This is a genomic window from Vibrio pacinii DSM 19139 (assembly GCF_000711795.1).
Classification (GTDB): domain Bacteria; phylum Pseudomonadota; class Gammaproteobacteria; order Enterobacterales; family Vibrionaceae; genus Vibrio; species Vibrio pacinii.
The window spans coordinates 279881-297436 of sequence record NZ_JONH01000002.1 but is presented as its reverse complement, the minus strand read 5'-3'; the positions used below and the strand labels follow the sequence as shown (position 1 = coordinate 297436).

Here is a 17556-nt window from a genome sequence, read left to right as displayed (position 1 = left end):
GCACAACGCGATGTCGTCGCAGGCTCACCTTACCGATGTGGACGCTCTTAACGAAGCCGTGAGTAATGAAGTCAGTGAAAATGCCGACTTTTTGAGTTTTGAGTTAGCTAATGAACTCTATGGTGTTGATATTAAAGATGTTGAAGAGATCCGTGTGTGGGAGAAACCAACGCCTATTCCACGTTCACCGAGTTTTGTGCTGGGCGTGATCAACCTGCGTGGCATGATCGTTCCGGTCATTGATCTTCGAGCAAGGTTTTCGGTCGGAGAGTGTCAATATCTGCCAACCACCGTGGTGATTGTATTGCGTTCCAGTGGTGATAACGATGACAAAATGATGGGACTGGTGGTCGATGCGGTCAGTGATGTCGTGAGTCAGGGGGACAATGTGCTTTCGCCGAGTGTTGGCGATTCACTGGTTACGCCATACCTACAAGGCATTGTAAATGTTGGCGAGCGTGTAATGTCTCTGCTTGATACGGATGAACTGCTCAATATTGAGCGGATTTTAAGGAACCCAATATGACTAAGGAATTCCTCAGTTTTTTGCTTGAAGACGAGGAGTATGCCGTGCCCATTCTCGATGTCAGAGAGGTCAGGGGCTGGACACCGGTGAGGAAGGTGCCCAATTCTCCTAACTATATGCAAGGCGTACTGGAAATTCGTGGCGAGTACATACCGATTGTTGACTTGAGATTACGCTTTGGTTTATCTGCCGCCGAAATCAACGCAACAACGGTTGTGATTGTACTTAATGATCAGCAACGGCATCCCCTAGGCATTATCGTGGATGGGGTGTCAGAAGTGTATTCACTGACTAATGAGCAAATAAAGCCATCGCCGCACGTCAGTGTCGATGTTGATCATCGATATGTGCAAGGCATTGTTTCGGTACCCAATGGACATATGGTCCTAATTAATATGCAAGCTTTGTTTGATACAGCAGAGCTCGCGCAACCCAGCCAAACGGAAGAGAGTTGGGCTTAATGCCAACGTAATGACAGTTTATTCGTTTTGGTACAACGTCAGATGAAATAACCAGTGAGAGGTAACTCATGGCATTTTGGAATAGAAACACTGCGCCTGAAACTCAGTTTGTCGCCCCAACGCAGGACACACTCGCGCAGGAGTTTGACATCGAAGAAGATCAAGGTTTAAGCAAAAGTCAGCTTTTTTCTGCACTCAATGCGGCACAAACGGCATTGATGATGATCGACCGTGATTTCAACATCACGTATCTCAATAGCAAGTCACTTGAGTTGTTTAAAACTCATGAAGTCTTATTCCAATCCGTATGGCCAAACTTTAAGGCTTCTGAGGACTTTTTATTGGGATATTGCATTGACTTGTTCCATGCCAACCCTAGTCATCAGCGTCAGCTGTTATCGAATCCGGGAAACCTACCTTACAGGACAACGATTAATGTTAAGGACGTCAAAATAGAGCTTAATGTCGGAGCGATTATTGATGAGTCTGGTGACTACGTCGGTAATACCCTTGAATGGTCTGATGTTACCGACAGTATTCGCAAAGAACAGGAATTGAGTCGTCTTCAAGCGGCGATTGATCAAGCTCAAACTGCGATGGTAATGATAGACCGAGATTTTCTCATTACCTACATCAACCAAGAAACGCTGAAGCTATTTGGCCTTCACGAAGCGACGATGCGTAGTGTTTGGACAGGTTTCACTGCCAGTGAAGAGTGGTTGATGGGGCGTTGTATTGATGATTTTCACCGTAATCCGGCTCATCAACGAGCGTTACTTGCTGATCCAACGAACTTGCCTTTCAGCACTGACATTCAAATTCAAGATCTTAAGATCGAATTGAATGTTGCTGCTATTCATGACGCATCGGGCAATTATATTGGCAATACACTTGAGTGGCGAGACGTGACTCAAGAGCGTGCTAAAGAAGAGGAAATTGGTCGCTTAGCCTCTGCGGTAGCAGGGATGACGACTAACCTAATGATGGCTGATAAAGAAGGCATCATCACCTACTTGAATCCTTCTCTAGAGAACTTAATGCGCAGTCGTGAAAGTGATTTGCAAAAAGTCTTACCCAGTTTTGATGCAAGTAATTTGGTTGGGAAAAATATCGATGTTTTCCATAAGAATCCAGGTCATCAACGTAACATTATCGCCAATCCTGATCGGTTACCTTTTTCATCCAACATTAGCGTCGGGGGACTGGAATTTAATTTAACCTGTATCGCGATGCACGATAGCCAAGGTAACTATATTGGCCCAGCGCTGCAGTGGATCGATATTACCGAGCAGCAAGATGGCCAGCGTCAGGTCGAGTCATTAATTCAAAAAGCTATTGCTGGTGAATTGACTGATCGTATTGATACCAGTGTGTATAACGGCTTTATGCGTGAATTGGGTAACGGTATTAACAATCTTCTCGATACCATGGTTGCTCCCCTTGGCCAATGTATTGATGTGATGAGCCAAGTTGCAGATGGCAATCTCAATATCACCATGCCGGATGATAATACCGGAGAATTTGCCCGCTTATCCCATGCGGTGAATACCTCGATTGTGAATTTGCGCAATATGGTTGAGAAAATCACTCAATCATCGGCACGCGTGGCAACTGCATCAACGGAAATTGCCGAAGGTAATAACGACTTGAGTCAACGCGTTGAAGCTCAGGCCTCTAACCTAGAAGAAACCGCAGCAAGTATGGAGCAGATGACGGCAACGGTACGTCAAAATGCCGATAATGCCCGTGGTGCGAATGAACTGTCTGACGATGCGGCGAAAAAAGCCAGTAAAGGTGGAGAAGTGGTCGGCCAGGCTGTGTCGGCGATGGCAGAAATTAACACCGCGAGCAAGAAGATTGCTGACATTATCGGTGTCATTGATGAAATTGCATTCCAAACCAACTTATTGGCACTGAATGCAGCTGTCGAGGCAGCCAGAGCCGGTGAGCAAGGCCGCGGTTTTGCGGTAGTGGCGGGTGAAGTACGTAATCTAGCGCAGCGCAGCGCGGCAGCGGCAAAAGAAATTAAAGGTTTGATTAAAGACAGCGTAGAAAAAGTGGATGAAGGTTCACGCCTCGTCGATGAGTCAGGTTCGACACTGAATGAAATCGTCGATGCCGTCGAGAAGGTGACTGAGCTGATTGCACAAATCGCCTCTTCTAGCCAAGAGCAGTCGACAGGTATTGATGAAATCAACCGAGCGGTTGCCACTATGGATGAAATGACACAGCAAAATGCGTCTTTGGTCGAGCAAACGTCAGCTGCAAGCCAATCTCTCAAAGATGAAGGTAAACAACTGCTTCATTTAATGAACTTCTTTGTCACTGATACGAATGTGACGACGTTTGAGTCAAAACCTGGTTCAGCAAGTCGAGATACGAATATCAGAGAGATCAGAACACCAAAAGTCGCAAATTCGAGCTTCAAGCTTGAAGAGGATGGGGACGAATGGGAAGAGTTCTAGCACAATCCGAAAAGACAGTGCCAGATGAGTTTGAGCTATCGGATAAAGATTTTAAATATATTCAGTGGTTCATGCACAAGAACGTTGGCATCTACTTTTCCGATCGTAAAAGAACCATGGTGTATGGGCGTATTAGCCGTCAATTAAGGCGGTTAGGCCTACGCCGTTTTAGCGATTATCGTCAAGTCATTGAGCAAGATTCGCAAGAGCATGCGAATTTCATCAACTGCTTGACGACCAATAAAACTCAGTTCTTTCGCGAATATCATCATTTTGATTTTCTCGAAAAGGTATTGATTAAGGAGTGGCAGCAACAAGGGCTGAATAAATTGCGTATTTGGTCGGCGGGTTGTTCGACGGGGGAAGAGCCTTACAGCTTAGTGGCTTCGCTTCACTGGGCTAAGGTGTTGGATCATATCGACGATGTGAAAATCTTAGCGACTGATCTTGATACTAAGGTACTTAGCCACGCAGAGCTTGGTATTTACGATAAAGCGGCGGTGTCGAGTATTCCGGCGAAGTACCTTAAGCCATGTTTTGTTAAGGGGACAGGCGCGCAAAAAGGCAAGATAAAGAGCAGAGTCGGCTTGCAGCAGTTGATCGAGTTTCGCCAACTTAATTTATTGCAGAACTGGCAATTTGATCAGACGTTTGATCTGATCGCTTGCCGCAATGTGATGATCTACTTTGATAAAAATACCCAGCGGCAGCTACTCGAACGATTCTATCAGCAGCTTAAGCCAAATGGTGCGCTGTTCTTAGGCCACTCAGAAAGTGTGCCAGCGGATATGGATTTGTTCCATCACTTAGGCCATACCATTTATGTTAAAAAATAGGAGGCAATTTTGCTAGGTTCAAAATTGGCACCACCACAATACGAAAACAGTCACTTTAACCGTTTTTATCACCCGCTAAAAGATAAACACATCGTTAAAGTGCTTCCTGGTGGTGTCTATTGTACTGACGCTGAGGATGAGTTGATCGCAACTGGTTTAGGCTCTTGTGTCGCGGCATGTATTTGGGACTCTAAGCTGCATATTGGCGGGATGAACCATTTTCTATTGCCTTTTGATAGCAAATCACAGCTCAAATCTTGGCAGCCTGAAGAGCTTATATCGACCGCATCTCGCTACGGCAGTTACGCCATGGAAATGTTATTTAATGCCATGCTTGAGCGCGGTGCTCAACGCAAGTCGCTGCGCTTGAAGCTGTTTGGTGGCGCGCAAATGATGGGACGCAATTCAATGATCGGTGAAAAGAATATTGCCTTTGTTCTCAATTACGTTGCACAAGAAGGCATGACGGTTGTCTCGCAAGACTTGGGAGGATTAGAGCCAAGAAAAGTACTCTTTGACCCTGTTAGTGGGCAAGTATGGTTAAAGCGAATTCCATTTATTGAAGTTTATCGTTTGCAACATCAAGAAGAGCAATACGCTGACCAACTTGATAAACAGAGCCATCATCAGTCTGATGACGTGGAGTTATTTTTATGAAAAAGATACGAGTATTGATTGTGGATGACTCACCAGTCTATCGCGCGTTGTTGTCACAGTTAATTAACTCAGATCCTGCTCTGGAAGTGGTTGCGGCAGCGGAAGATCCGCTTCAAGCTCGGGAGTTGATTAAACAGCATAATCCCGATGTACTGACGTTAGATATCGAAATGCCGAAAATGAATGGGGTCCAGTTTTTAAAAAATTTAATGCGTCTACGCCCTATGCCTGTGGTGATGATTTCGACTTTAACTCAGCATGGAGCAGATGCCACGCTTGCCGCTCTCGAATTGGGGGCTGTCGACTACTTTCCCAAGCCATCGGTAGACAATACCGCAGAGATGCTCAATTACAAAAGCCTTGTCAACGATAAGATTAAGATTGCCGCAGGTGCCAATGTCACTTCGGTTATGCCTTCGGCCCCAGAAAAATTGGTGGCACCTAAGCATCATCATCACATTGAGTTGATCGCAATAGGCGCGTCAACCGGGGGAACAGAAGCGGTGAGAAAAGTATTGTCTTCCTTACCATCAGGTTTACCTCCAATTGTGATCACGCAACATATTAGTGCGAAGTTTTCCGCATCGTTTGCTCAGCGTTTAAATGATTACAGTGATATAGAAGTCAAAGAGCTGACGGCAACTCAAGCACCATTAACTCATGGTTGCGCGTATCTCGCTCCTGGGGATAAACACTTAACGGTATTGCGACGGGGCAGTCACCTTTATTGCCAACTTGATGACAGACCTGCGGTAAATCGTCACAAGCCGTCGGTGGATGTCATGTTTGACGCTGTCGCAGAAACGGTAGGCGCAAAGGCGATTGGCGTCATCTTAACGGGAATGGGCCAAGACGGTGCGCATGGAATGCTCCGCATGAAACAACTTGGCGCTAGAACTATTGCACAAGACAAAGACTCATCGGTTGTATGGGGGATGCCACGTGTTGCAGTCGAAATGGGTGCAGCACTGTCGGTTGTCGACATTAACAAAGTGGCACAACAAATCGTTCATTACCTTTCACCGGATGGTTAGTTGCTTACATTATGTCAAGGAAGCAAAAATGCTAATAGACAACAAACTTAACGTAAAAAAACGCTATGTGGCTGCTATCGGTCTGCAAATTATGCTGTTATTGATTGCACTCAGTATGGCCTCCTCTATCGTCAATGTCGCGATGATGATTCTTGCGGCAGCCATTCCTTGGTTTGTCATGCCAAAACAACAAACGCAAGCAAGTTCGGTCGTTATAGAGCCGAGCGAAAAAGAAATCTCTCGTTTTGATATTAGTCAGACTCTGGATCTTATTTCTCATCAATTAATCGAACCGCTTGATCATCAGCGCAGCGTCGTAGATGAATCTGTTGAGACGCTAAATGAAAGCTATTTTGCCTTACAGCAACTGGCCGAAGAGCAAAATAAAATTACCTCAGAGTTGGTTGAGAATTTACTCGGTAATCAAGACAGCGATAGCGATATCAGTAATGTGTTGCCCAAAACCGAAGCCATCATTCGTCAATTTGTCGATACGCTGGTCAATGTTTCGGAAAAGAGTATTTCTGCGGTGCACAGTATTCACGATATGTCTGACAAGCTAGGCACGGTGTTTAAACTACTTGAACAAGTGCGAGGTTTATCAGAGCAAACCAATTTGTTGGCATTGAATGCTGCGATAGAGGCTGCACGTGCAGGGGACGCAGGACGCGGCTTTGCCGTCGTGGCACAAGAGGTGCGTAATCTTTCTGTAAAAGCAGAAGAGTTAAATGGACAGATCGAGGCCGAAATTAATATCGCCCAAAAAACGGTTGAGGAAGCCAATAAAACGGTGGGAGAAATGGCTTCGATTGACATGACAGAAGCGATCGAATCTAAAGAAAAAGTCGATGAGATGTTGAAAGGGGTTCAACGGGTGAACCGCTCTGTAGAGCAAGAAGTGTATAAGATCAGTTCAAGTGGTGACAGACTGCGAGTCCAAGTTGACAACGGAATTCGCGCGTTGCAATTTGCCGACATCATCACTCAACAGGGCGATTATGCTAAGCATAGTGTTGGCTATCTACAGTCACTCTCTGAGCTTTGTCAGCGTTACGACAACGGATCGTTGTCAATCCAAGAATTCACACAGCAAGTTAACCAACTACGACAGCAGATTTCTGGTCGTGATGCGCCAGCCGCGGCGCAGCATAGTATCGAAGAAGGCGAGGTAGAGCTGTTCTAATAATAATATCGCTAGCCGAAAAACGACAGATGGTGAGGAATAAACTATGACAGTAGAAGCACAAGTAGACTCTACAGCAAAGCATATAACGATAATGATAGAGGGAGCTTTCGGATTTAATCTGGTTCAAGACTTTCGCCGTACTTACAGTGATCGTCAAGAATTTCGTTTTACTATCGACCTGCGTAAAGTTGATTACATCGATAGCGCAGGTTTGGGTATGTTACTCAACATGCACAATTATCTCGGCCAGCAAGATGGCACGATACGCATCACCAACACATTACCTCAAGTGAGAAAAATACTGACAATTTCTCGATTCGATAAAAAATTTGATATTGAGTAAATGACTAAGGAGATCGTATGCATGTAATGATCGTAGACGACCATGCAACGAACAGAGAACTATGTCGTTTTATGTTGAGTCATCTCGCTGAGAAGGTGACAACGTTTGAAAATGGTCAGGGTGTTGTGGCGGCAATGAGGCAAATGGAGTCTTTGCCAGATGTTATTTTGCTTGATGTCATGATGCCAGTGAAAGATGGCTTTACCACTGCCCAAGAAATTCGACTCGCTTTCCCTGATATACATATGCCAATTATATTTTTAACGGTGTTGGACGACCATGCGTCGTTTGAGCGCTGCTTAAATTATGGCGATGATTTTATTCTCAAGCCGATTGAACGCAGTGTGATCACGGCTAAAGTTCAAGCTCACTACCGCATTGTCCGTATACACAACCAAGTGATGGAGCAGCGTGATGAACTAAGCCAATTTCATGAACAAGTGCGTTATGAATATGCGATAGCCGAGTCTATATTTTCGAATCTGATGCTTGAGATGAGTGCCCAAGTGCAAAATATCTATGGCATCAATTATCTTTCGACCCCTTCAACCGTATTCAATGGGGATTTAATCGTGGTCGCCAATCGACCTCATGGTGGCGTCTATGTGATGATTGCTGATGCGACCGGGCATGGTCTGCCTGCCGCCATTTCCGCGATTCCGGCTACCCGCGCTTTTTTTTCGATGGCATCAAAAGGTTTGTCGTTGGGAGAAATTGCTCGTGAAGTGAATGAAGTATTGGTGCGTTTTCTGCCGATGGGGATGATGCTCGCCGCGAGTATTTTTGAAGTACGTGCTAATGGCTTTGAAGTTTCTTGGTGGGGAGGAGGGTTGCCTGACGGGTATTTGATTGACCGTAAAGGTGACATCGTACGTCGTCTGGTGTCAACTCACATGCCGCTTGGGGTGCTTAAGCCGCACGAATTTGAAGCAGACATCGTCAATTTCCGTTTAGAGCCAGAGCAACAAATTATCTGTTATACCGATGGTGTCATCGAAGCCTCTGATGAACATGGCGAGCAGTTTGGCCAAGAACGGCTAGAGAAAGTATTCAAACAAAATCGCGCCATTATCCCAACACTTTACGATTCAGTTCGTCAGTTTGCTGATAAAACGGTAGGTGATGACTTATCTATCTTAGCCATGACATTTCCTATTTCAAATGCTAACAACCAGATTTCACCGCCGAATGAGGTCGTTCTTAACCATATTCCCATCGAATCGAAACTTAAGCTCTGTGGCAGCGCGTTGCGTGGTATTAGCGTGATGACAGAGGTCCGTAAATTTCTAACCGGTATACTACATGGTGGTGTACATCTTGATTTGGTTTGCTCAGTGCTTTCTGAATTGTTTGCCAACGCGATTGAGCATGGTTTGTTAAAATTGGACTCGTCAATTAAAGAGGAACAGGATGGGTTTTTCTTATTTTACCAACTCCGCGAAGAGAAGCTGAAGCAGCTCGGCGATGATATGTGGGTTGAGCTAATGATTGATTATGATCCCATTCAGGCACGTTTAACCATGCAGCTAGAGCATAATGGTGAAGGATTTGACTATCGCACACGCGGTAGCAGCCCAGATAAGTCATTAACGCATGGTCGCGGCATTGTTCTTGCTTCTGAATTATGTGATTCATTAGAATATTCGAAACAGGGGCGAAGTGTTACTGCGGTTTATTCACTGTCGGCAGCGCATCACTTTCCGAGCTCAAGCTAGGGTTATTTACAGTGTAAAAAACATCTAGTGATGTAAGCCTTAAAACGTCACACTTTTGATACAGTCCCGCGAATATTTTCTATACACTGAGGCCAGGAAGTATTAAGGACAGAATGACATGTGGGATAAATTTGTCGCGTTTTCTGACGATAACACTCAAGTGTTAGCCAAACTCTCGCCAGATATCACCGTAGATTCAAACTTCGACACTCGAGGTTTGAGCGACGCGTTAGCTAAGATTAACGCCAGCGAATTATACGTTATAGATGATAATGTGACCAAGTTCATCAACTATGCCAAGGAGATGAAAAGTGAAGCGTATGTTGGCGTTGTCATTGCAGAAGTAAGAGATGCGGCTATTGACATCGAGCTTACCGAGCAAGACATGATCGCCAATATGACGGTGACGGGGGCCTATAAAGGCGCTCCCCTAAAAGGCCCACAAATAGTTCATGCGCTGGCTCAAGCACATGTGACTAAAGGCATTAATAAGTTAGCGCTCAAAAAAGTGTTAGTGATGAGCCATCAACTCAAGCCGGGTGAAACTTTTACTCAACCTGTAGCGAAAGGCAAAGAGCCTAAACAAGGCGTTGATGCTAAGTTTATTGCGCTTGTTGACGATCCCAGTAAACAAGTCCTCGCACCGACAGAAGCCACTCCTGGTGGAAAAGTCGATATGCTCAATTTAGGCGAAACCATCAATGTTGCCGCCAATCAACCATTAATGAGGCGTGTTCCTGCAACTAAAGGAACACCGGGCATGACAGTGCAAGGTAAACCTATCCCCGCGAAGTCTGGCAGTGATGCTGTGCTCAAAGAAGGAAAAGGAACAATAATCTCACCGGATGACCCCAACGTGTTGATTGCCGAAGCTTCAGGTATGCCAATCATCAAAGAGCGTACTGTTGAGGTGGAAAACGCCCTTTGCTTACCTACTATCGGTGTCGCAACGGGACATGTGAAGTTTAAAGGAAACGTTGTTGTGTTGGGCAATATTGAGTCTGACATGATGGTAAGAGCCACAGGCTCACTGACGGTTGGTGGATTCATTGAGTCGGCGGATGTTCAGGTACAAGGCGATATTGAGGTCGCGAAAGGCATTATTGGCCACAATGTTTCAGAGAATGAGCAGAAAAGCTGTATCGTTAAATCAGGGGGGTCTATCACCGCTAACTATGCCCAGTTTTCAGAGTTACAAGCGGCAAATGACATCAATCTCAGCGTCCATTGTATGAACAATGAGCTGCGTTGTGGTCGTGATCTTGTGGTGTGTGATGCCGCTGGGAAGCAGGGTACACTCAGTGGCGGACATGCCAAAGTTGGCAGTAAAATTACTTGTGTAAACCTTGGAGTCGAAGGTGATACTGCTACCTTCATCCATGCCTTTGCTCGTTTTCAAATGTACAAAGATAAGAAAGCCAAACTTAAAGAACAGTACACTCAAGCTCAAGAAGGTACCATGAATATGGTGCGTAAAGAGCTCGAGCTGAAAAAAATACCTAAGTCACAACGAACGCCTGAGCAAGAGCAACAACTTGAACAAGATAAACAGGCAGCTAATGCACATTTAGAGAAAGTTAAAGCCGTTCGCGATAACCATGATAATGAACTTGAGGTAGCCCTCGAAGAAGCAGTCGTTGAGGTTAAGGGTAAAGTTTACAGCCACGTTACCGTCCAGTTTGGTGAAGAAAAGGTCACCACTAAACGTGTTCATGGCGCGAGTATTTTTAAATTCAATCAGTTTGAGGTTAAGTTCTCATCTATGTTCGAAGAAGATGATTTAGAACAACAGCTATAGACCCTGATCGCCGCTGGTAAGAAGCGCACCCATGACATGCATGACGGGTGTATTGATTCAAGCGGCGTGTTTGAATTGTTCAATAGGCGCTTTTTAGCGCATTGCAGACCCGTTTTGAGCTATTTGCTAGAATCACTTAAAACGGATAGTGAGTGAAAATATCATCAATCATCTGCTCAAGTGGCAATTCATCATGACTTGCTTTGATATAAGTTCTTAATCCAGAGATCTGAATCTGAACGTGACGTGCCAGTTGCTGAAGATCTTTATCGGCTCGAATTTCTTCCTGTTGCTGTGCAAGCCTTAACGCCTTGGTAAACTCGGTTTCCATGCTTTGATAGCATTTTTTGGCATGCTCAAGCAGATCATGCTGCTCATCAGTAAGTTCAGCAATGGTTTTAGCTAACATACACATGCCATTAGGCGCATGAGTACGAGAATCAATGACAATCAATTTTATAAACTGTTTTAAAGCTTGAATTGGTGAGTCATTTGCAGCAAGACAGCGCTCAAGGTCTGCTCGCCCGCAGTCGGTATAGTTATCCAGTGCTTGCTTAAACAGCTCATCCTTACTACCGAAGGCTGCGTAGATGCTCCCAGGTCGCATGTCGATCGCATCTTGCAAACTACGCATTGATGTCCCATGAAACCCTTTCTGCCAATAGAGATTGGTTGCTTTCTCAATCACCTGTTGACGATCAAACTTAGCCGCCTTAGCCACAATAATACCTATATTCTTGAACGATAGTTCAAATTATAGAGACTGACTCACGCCAGGTAAAGCGCAAAGGCTTCAACTGCGATTCCTGGTGCTAGATGTTGCAATAGCCAAACAAAAACAGTGAATAAAACCAATCGGCAGCACTACTTGAACGTTCGTTCAAAATAGTTATTGAACGAACGTTCAAATTCTTCTATAGTCGTTTGCATCGGGACAAATCCTGCCACATGAAAAACAAAGATAAATATAGGAACGACTATGACTGACTTTACGGTACACACAGCAGAAGACGCACCACAACAGAGCCGAGAAATTCTTGCTGGCGCACAGAAACAAATGGGTGCGATTCCGGGTTTGCTTGCGCGTCTTGCTGCCTCGCCACAAACCTTGATTGGCTACAACCAACTTCACCAGCAGTTTGTTAACTCGTCGTTTGATGCTGAAGAGCTAACGGTGGTGTGGCAAACCATCAACGTCGAGCATGAGTGTCATTACTGTGTTCCAGCACATACCGCGATTGCTCATTCGATGAAAGTTGACCCTGCGGTTACCGAAGCGCTGCGCAACAACGCGCCGATGCCAACTCAGAAACTGCAAGCACTGCACGACTTCACTTTAAGTATGGTACGTAAGCGTGGTGACGTGTCAGAGCAAGAGGTCGAGGCTTTCTTTGCAGCAGGTTATGGTCATCAGCAAATTCTAGAGGTGATTTTAGGCCTGTCGCAAAAGGTCATCAGTAACTACGTAAACCGTGTCGCTAAAACGCCGTTAGATGAAATGTTTCAGCCGTACGCTTGGGTAGTCTAAGTTTATAAAGTAAGCGCTCACTTTAAGTTGGCGCTTACTTTTTACTCATACTTGTGGTTTAACGGCAGTTTTCTGAATGGTTATGAATGGTAAAGCAGTGACACTGGTTAAAAATGGCAAACGCTTGTAACTCTTGCTCTAACGCAGTCAAAAACGTGTCTTTATCTTTTAAATTCGCCTCGGTAAATAGATGCAGTACATCAAGCCTTGAGTGGTTTTTGTCAACTTTACAATCGGCACGCGCGACCAATTGACCATTCCAAAGTATTGGTAGACAGAAATAACCAAATTGCCGCTTCTGTTTTGGTACGTAGCATTCGATCAAATAGTCAAAATTGAAGATGCCACTTGCTCGTTTTCTTTGAATCAGCAGATTGTCAAACGGGGAAAGAATTTTTGCACGTTTGCGATTAAGGCGTTTGTTTACCAGTTCAAGTGCTTTGATGCAGACATAGTATTCACCGGATCCTATCTTCACTTTGGTGATTTTTTGCATCGCTTCTAAGTCGTGTAGAGCTTGTTTGACAATATCCCGCACGTCTTTGAGCTGGTAGACCATTTCAGCTAACGAGCCGAAACCGTGAGCATTGAGATAGCTCATGACTAGAAAGCGCCCGTATTCTTGAGCGGTTGGCATTGAAGTATTCGTCTCGAGAGGTAAGACGCGCGAGGTTAAGTCATAAACTTTTTGAAAACCGCGCCGCTCAGCGATCATCAAATCCCCCTGCATGTATAAGTTTTCGAGCGCTCGCTTGCTAGGTTTGGTATTCCAGCCGTCAGTTTTGTTGGCTTTAGATTCGAAATCCTTGGCCATTAACGGCCCCTCTTCTTCAATGCGACGCAGAACGTTTTGCATCAACTGACGGTCTTTGCAATACCAATGACGTTGCTCACCTGACTTGATAGCGGCCTTGCGTGGCAAGGTATAACGATAGTGTTTGATTGGTAAGTAAGCCGCGGCGTGTGACCAATACTCGAACACTTTTTTGTTCGCGACCAACTGCTCAAGGTGGTGAGGTTGATAGCTAAGGTTTCGGCTCCAAAGGGTATGGTGGTGCGCTCGTTGTACCACTGAAATTGTGTCTATCTGCACATAGCCGAGTTGCTCCAAGACTTTGAGAGTTTTGTCGTATGCGCCGCCTTTTTTCTCAGAGGAGGGCAATCCTTGTGACAGCAGGGCCAGTTTTTGTGCTTGGGCTAGCGATAGAGATTCCATAGTGAGTGCGATTCCTTGCGTGCGCAGAAGAGGTATTAGTGATGTGGCGCTCGATTCTTCTGAACGATATGTTTGCATGCTGACACGCTATCTGCAATAAGGTCTGTACAAAAAGCAAGCGCTTACATCCTTTTAATGACTGACACTGATTAGATCCAGGCTCAGGTAACAAATTTCGCCATTATTGAAATTTTTTATCTGAGTTTCCTATCCTTATATTCACAGTGGACAAAATATGTGCGCCTTTGCTAAAGACTTTGAAAAGTAAGCATTGAGTCGAACCAACCTAGGAAACGAGCATGGATATTGCCACCTCGATAAACAACGGATTGTTACAACAAGAATGGTCTGCACCTGTTTTGTTTGTCGCGATTATCTTGCTCTCATATTTACTGGAAGATTTAGCCATAGTGACTGCCGCGACGTTAGCTGTGCAGCAAACCATGCCGACCAGTATGGCACTGCTGGCGATTTTTATTGGTATCAGCAGTGGAGATCTTGCGCTCTATTTGGTCGGAAAAGCGGCTAAAAAAGTCCCTTTGCTTCATTATCGACTATTGCGTTTTCAGCGCGGCAGACGAGTGAGACGTCAGCTGCAACAACACGCACTAGTGACCTTATTTGTGGTGCGCTTTGTTCCGGGGCTGAGAACGGTCGGTTTTACCCTCAGTGGTTTTGTCGATATCGAGATAAAAACCTTTTTTATTGCAGTGTTGAGCGCGACCGCATTGTGGACGGCACTTGTCTTTGGCTCTTTACTTCAACTGGGCCAGCTGAGCTGGATACAGTCACAACCGATGGGATGGCTGCTTATTCCCTGTGGTGTGTTTGTGTTGTGGCTAGTCAATACACTGATAACTAAACGCTTGGTAAGGAATAAGTATGACACCGCTCGCTAAGTTAGAAACCTTGCCGCAAGGGCGTATCAATGCTGGCATGCCAGTGTTAGATCCGCCCAAACGCGTTATCTCTCCTTTTGAGTTTCTACCAACGTGGTTTTTTTATACGCCAGTCTTAATTCAAAGTGCTGCTTTGAGTTGTTGGCATCGTGATTGGGCGTTACCTCTGCTTGCCAATCCGGGCATTAAGCTCAGCGGCATGGTGGGCGAGTCAAAACACGATATTTTCACCGCGGTCGGTGAGCAAACCAAAGCATGGATATTGCCCTTTATTACCGTGAGTAAAAGCGCGGTTAGTCTTGATGAACAAGTGGACAACGTGCTCGTAGAGTTAACACGAGCTTCACTCTCTTATCCGCTGGTGGCAAAGCCAGATCTGGGTTGTCGTGGTGTTGGGGTTAAATTGGTTCAAGATCAGCAGCAGCTATATCAGTACATCCAATCTTTTCCTAATAAGGGACGCTTCTTATTGCAACAGAAATCACGTTATCGCGCTGAAGCTGGGGTGTTTTACGTCCGTCAGCCTGAGGAGCGCTGTGGCAAGATCATCTCATTGACGCTCAAATACAGCCCCTTGGTGGTAGGTGATGGCGTATCGACACTAAAAGCGCTGATCGAACGTTGCCCGCGAGCGGGTAAACTCAAGCATCTCTATCTACCGCGCCATACCGAAGATTTAGATCGAGTCTTGGGGCTAGGGGAAGAGTTCCAATTGGCTTTTGCTGGTAGCCATTCCCGTGGCGCAATTTTCCGCAGTGGTAACGCGTTTATTACCGAAGCGCTTGAAAAAGCGCTCGACGGCGTGTTAGCGGATTTCCCTGGTTTTTGTTACGGACGATTAGATATCAAGTTTGAGGATATCAATCTACTCATGAGAGGGGAAAGCTTCGACATTCTTGAGATAAACGGTGCCAGTAGTGAGGCGGCGCACATTTGGGACAGTGATACTCCACTACGGGAGATCTTTGCCACTTTGCTCAAGCAGTACCGCTTGCTGTATCAGATAGGCGCTAAACACAAGCAACAAGGTCTGCAAAGCCCGAGTCTCTCTGTGTTGATACAGGCGTGGCGAGAAGAAAAACGGCTGACTAAACTTTACCCGATGACCGATTAACCGTGCAATTTAGTAAGGCGTTAAATAATGAATAATATCCATCCTGACCTTGCTTTAGAGAGCAAGGCAAAAACTTCCCCTGTGGTAGTTGGCTGTATAGAAACTCTGTCGCAAGGGTACGAGTTTCTCGAACTAATAAATGACGATGACTATGTTTATGTGGCCCAGCCGCATGTCAGTAGCTCTATCGGGGAGCATTATCGCCATTGGATCGATCTGTTTCAGGCGATTCAACATCAATCGGGAAAAATTGACTACAACGTCCGTCGTCGCGGTCATAGAGTCGAAAGAAGCATCAGTCTTGCTAAACAAGAGATTGCCGAGTTGATCCAGTGGTTATTCAACTTACCGCACCAGCAGCTTAACCAAAACGTGTGTGTAGAAACGGAAATCATGTTGTCGCAAACCCATAGTGAAGAGGTCAAGTCAACATTGGTTCGTGAGCTCACCTTTGCGACTTTACATGCGACCCATCATTTCGCAATGGCGAAAGTGGTTGCCTCGTTACGTGGCGTGCAAACTCAAGCCAGTTTTGGCGTTGCACCCGCGACCGCAAGCTACCAAAGAGCGCAATAAATTATGTGTACACTTTCTTGGGTTTATCATGGCAGCAACCACTACCAAGTCTACTTCAATCGCGATGAACAGCGCTCACGTGCACCCGCGCTTGAGCCACAGCGGTTTGTGATTGATGGCGTGCATTGTGTGATGCCGATTGATCCGGTTGGCGGAGGCAGTTGGATTACCACCAATCAGTATGGTGTGACGCTCTGTTTGCTCAACTATTATCAAGGTTCACTGCCACAAGGTGTACTGACGAGTCGCGGTTTGATTGTGAAGCGCTTAGCAAGCAGTGCTGTTAGTGAAGAGGTCGATAGCCGCCTTCTGGCAATGGATCTGAGCCATTTTGCTCCTTTTACTCTTGTGTCGTTTGATACTCGGCGCAATGCTAACCAGACCCCGGTGTGGCTATGGGATGGTGTAGAACTTCACCGCACTCACGGGAGTGCCCCGATCACTTCAGCTGCGCTGCATTTTGATAAGGCGCACCACTACCGCTGCCAGTTGTTTAATCACTTAATACAACACAATTCACAGCTAGAGCTTGGTCAGCAGTTCCATCAAACCCACGATGTCTCAGCGCCGCATTTATCTCCGCTAATGGTCAGAGACGATGCCCGAACGGTCAGTTTTACGTCTGTTATCGTCTCTTCTAATCAGCAGAAAATGATTTATCAGTCCATTGATGAGCAGCTCAATATCGACTTTGCTACCCAACAGAGCTGTTTGCCGGCTGAAACAATACAACAAGGAGTTTTTAAATGAAGAAACTATTTTTACTATTTGTCTTACTGTTGAGCACGCCAGTGCTGGCCAAAGATGAAATCTCAACCAGTCTGTTTAGCAATAAAGCGCTCAGTGGTTTTGATACGGTGGCTTATTTTACCCAAGGCAAGGCCGTTGAAGGCAATAGCCAGTGGCACAGTGAATACAAAGGTGCCGATTGGTATTTTTCTTCGCAGCAGAATCTTGAGTTATTTCTTTCTGACCCTCAGCGGTACGCGCCTCAGTACGGTGGATACTGCGCCTGGGCGGTATCGGTCAAAAATGACTTTGCTCCTTCGGACCCTCACCAGTGGGCGATCGTCGACGGTAAGCTCTACCTTAACTACAGCGCTAAAGTGAAACAGTGGTGGGATCAAGATCAAGCGGGTCATATTCAGGTCGCAGATCAGAACTGGCCTACGTTGATTGGCCAATAAACGATGAGGATCACC

General features: G+C 45.6%; 18 protein-coding genes. 16 read left to right on the top strand and 2 right to left on the bottom strand.

Annotated features, from left to right (window positions below):
• Window positions 1–10 precede the first annotated feature (10 nt).
• The 10 genes from BS19_RS03585 to BS19_RS03540 all read left to right on the top strand — a co-directional run bounded on the left by BS19_RS03585 (window position 11) and on the right by BS19_RS03540 (window position 11021).
• Entirely contained in the window at window positions 11–526 is a 516-nt protein-coding gene (locus tag BS19_RS03585) for a chemotaxis protein CheW (RefSeq protein WP_038173578.1), read from the top strand.
• Window positions 523–987: a chemotaxis protein CheW gene (locus BS19_RS03580; RefSeq protein ID WP_038173380.1), complete on the top strand. Its 465-nt coding sequence runs from the start codon at window positions 523–525 to the stop codon at window positions 985–987. Before BS19_RS03585 ends, BS19_RS03580 begins: the two co-directional genes overlap by 4 nt.
• Before the next feature lie 68 nt (window positions 988–1055).
• Window positions 1056–3452, top strand: coding sequence for an aerotaxis transducer Aer2 (aer2, locus tag BS19_RS03575; RefSeq protein ID WP_038173379.1), 2397 nt, complete (start codon window positions 1056–1058; stop codon window positions 3450–3452).
• Window positions 3437–4288 carry a CheR family methyltransferase gene (locus tag BS19_RS03570; protein ID WP_038173377.1) on the top strand — a complete coding sequence of 284 codons (852 nt, stop codon included), beginning with the start codon at window positions 3437–3439 and terminating at the stop codon, window positions 4286–4288. The genes aer2 and BS19_RS03570 overlap by 16 nt, the downstream gene beginning before the upstream one ends.
• 9 nt (window positions 4289–4297) lie before the next feature.
• Window positions 4298–4945: a chemotaxis protein CheD gene (locus BS19_RS03565; RefSeq protein ID WP_038173376.1), complete on the top strand. Its 648-nt coding sequence runs from the start codon at window positions 4298–4300 to the stop codon at window positions 4943–4945.
• Window positions 4942–5979 (top strand): protein-glutamate methylesterase/protein-glutamine glutaminase, encoded by a 1038-nt coding sequence (locus BS19_RS03560; protein ID WP_038173375.1) that lies wholly within the window; start codon window positions 4942–4944, stop codon window positions 5977–5979. The genes BS19_RS03565 and BS19_RS03560 overlap by 4 nt, the downstream gene beginning before the upstream one ends.
• Window positions 5980–6007: 28 nt before the next feature.
• Window positions 6008–7162: a methyl-accepting chemotaxis protein gene (locus BS19_RS03555; protein ID WP_038173373.1), complete on the top strand. Its 1155-nt coding sequence runs from the start codon at window positions 6008–6010 to the stop codon at window positions 7160–7162.
• A 46-nt stretch (window positions 7163–7208) separates the two neighbouring features.
• Window positions 7209–7508, top strand: a complete 300-nt coding sequence (locus BS19_RS03550) for an STAS domain-containing protein (protein ID WP_038173372.1) — start codon at window positions 7209–7211, stop codon at window positions 7506–7508.
• Window positions 7509–7525: 17 nt separating this feature from the next.
• Window positions 7526–9223 carry a SpoIIE family protein phosphatase gene (locus tag BS19_RS03545; protein WP_038173371.1) on the top strand — a complete coding sequence of 566 codons (1698 nt, stop codon included), beginning with the start codon at window positions 7526–7528 and terminating at the stop codon, window positions 9221–9223.
• Window positions 9224–9341: 118 nt separating this feature from the next.
• A complete protein-coding gene (locus BS19_RS03540; RefSeq protein WP_038173369.1) occupies window positions 9342–11021 on the top strand; it encodes a flagellar assembly protein A in 1680 nt (559 codons plus the stop codon).
• Between the two features lie 136 nt (window positions 11022–11157).
• Here BS19_RS03540 and BS19_RS03535 read toward each other — a convergent pair whose 3' ends face one another.
• The gene (locus BS19_RS03535) at window positions 11158–11742 is read right to left on the bottom strand and encodes a TetR/AcrR family transcriptional regulator (protein WP_038173368.1); all 585 of its coding nucleotides are present in this window, start codon (window positions 11740–11742) and stop codon (window positions 11158–11160) included.
• A gap of 258 nt (window positions 11743–12000) precedes the next feature.
• Here BS19_RS03535 and BS19_RS03530 point away from each other — a divergent pair, with 258 nt between their 5' ends.
• A complete protein-coding gene (locus BS19_RS03530) occupies window positions 12001–12549 on the top strand; it encodes a carboxymuconolactone decarboxylase family protein (protein ID WP_038173367.1) in 549 nt (182 codons plus the stop codon).
• A gap of 58 nt (window positions 12550–12607) precedes the next feature.
• Here the strand turns inward: BS19_RS03530 and BS19_RS03525 are convergent, their stop codons facing one another.
• Window positions 12608–13765 carry a winged helix-turn-helix domain-containing protein gene (locus tag BS19_RS03525; protein ID WP_038173366.1) on the bottom strand — a complete coding sequence of 386 codons (1158 nt, stop codon included), beginning with the start codon at window positions 13763–13765 and terminating at the stop codon, window positions 12608–12610.
• Window positions 13766–14064: 299 nt separating this feature from the next.
• Here BS19_RS03525 and BS19_RS03520 point away from each other — a divergent pair, with 299 nt between their 5' ends.
• Genes BS19_RS03520 through BS19_RS03500 form a run of 5 tightly spaced genes read left to right on the top strand, consistent with a single transcriptional unit; the run spans window position 14065 to window position 17541 of the window.
• Window positions 14065–14664, top strand: coding sequence for a DedA family protein (locus BS19_RS03520; protein WP_038173365.1), 600 nt, complete (start codon window positions 14065–14067; stop codon window positions 14662–14664).
• A complete protein-coding gene (locus BS19_RS03515; protein ID WP_038173363.1) occupies window positions 14648–15778 on the top strand; it encodes an ATP-grasp domain-containing protein in 1131 nt (376 codons plus the stop codon). The genes BS19_RS03520 and BS19_RS03515 overlap by 17 nt, the downstream gene beginning before the upstream one ends.
• Before the next feature lie 27 nt (window positions 15779–15805).
• Complete coding sequence (locus BS19_RS03510) at window positions 15806–16354, top strand: hypothetical protein (protein ID WP_038173361.1); 549 nt, start codon at window positions 15806–15808, stop codon at window positions 16352–16354.
• Window positions 16355–16357: 3 nt separating this feature from the next.
• Window positions 16358–17104: an NRDE family protein gene (locus BS19_RS03505; protein WP_038173360.1), complete on the top strand. Its 747-nt coding sequence runs from the start codon at window positions 16358–16360 to the stop codon at window positions 17102–17104.
• Window positions 17101–17541, top strand: coding sequence for a YHS domain-containing (seleno)protein (locus BS19_RS03500; protein WP_038173359.1), 441 nt, complete (start codon window positions 17101–17103; stop codon window positions 17539–17541). The genes BS19_RS03505 and BS19_RS03500 overlap by 4 nt, the downstream gene beginning before the upstream one ends.
• Window positions 17542–17556 lie beyond the last annotated feature (15 nt).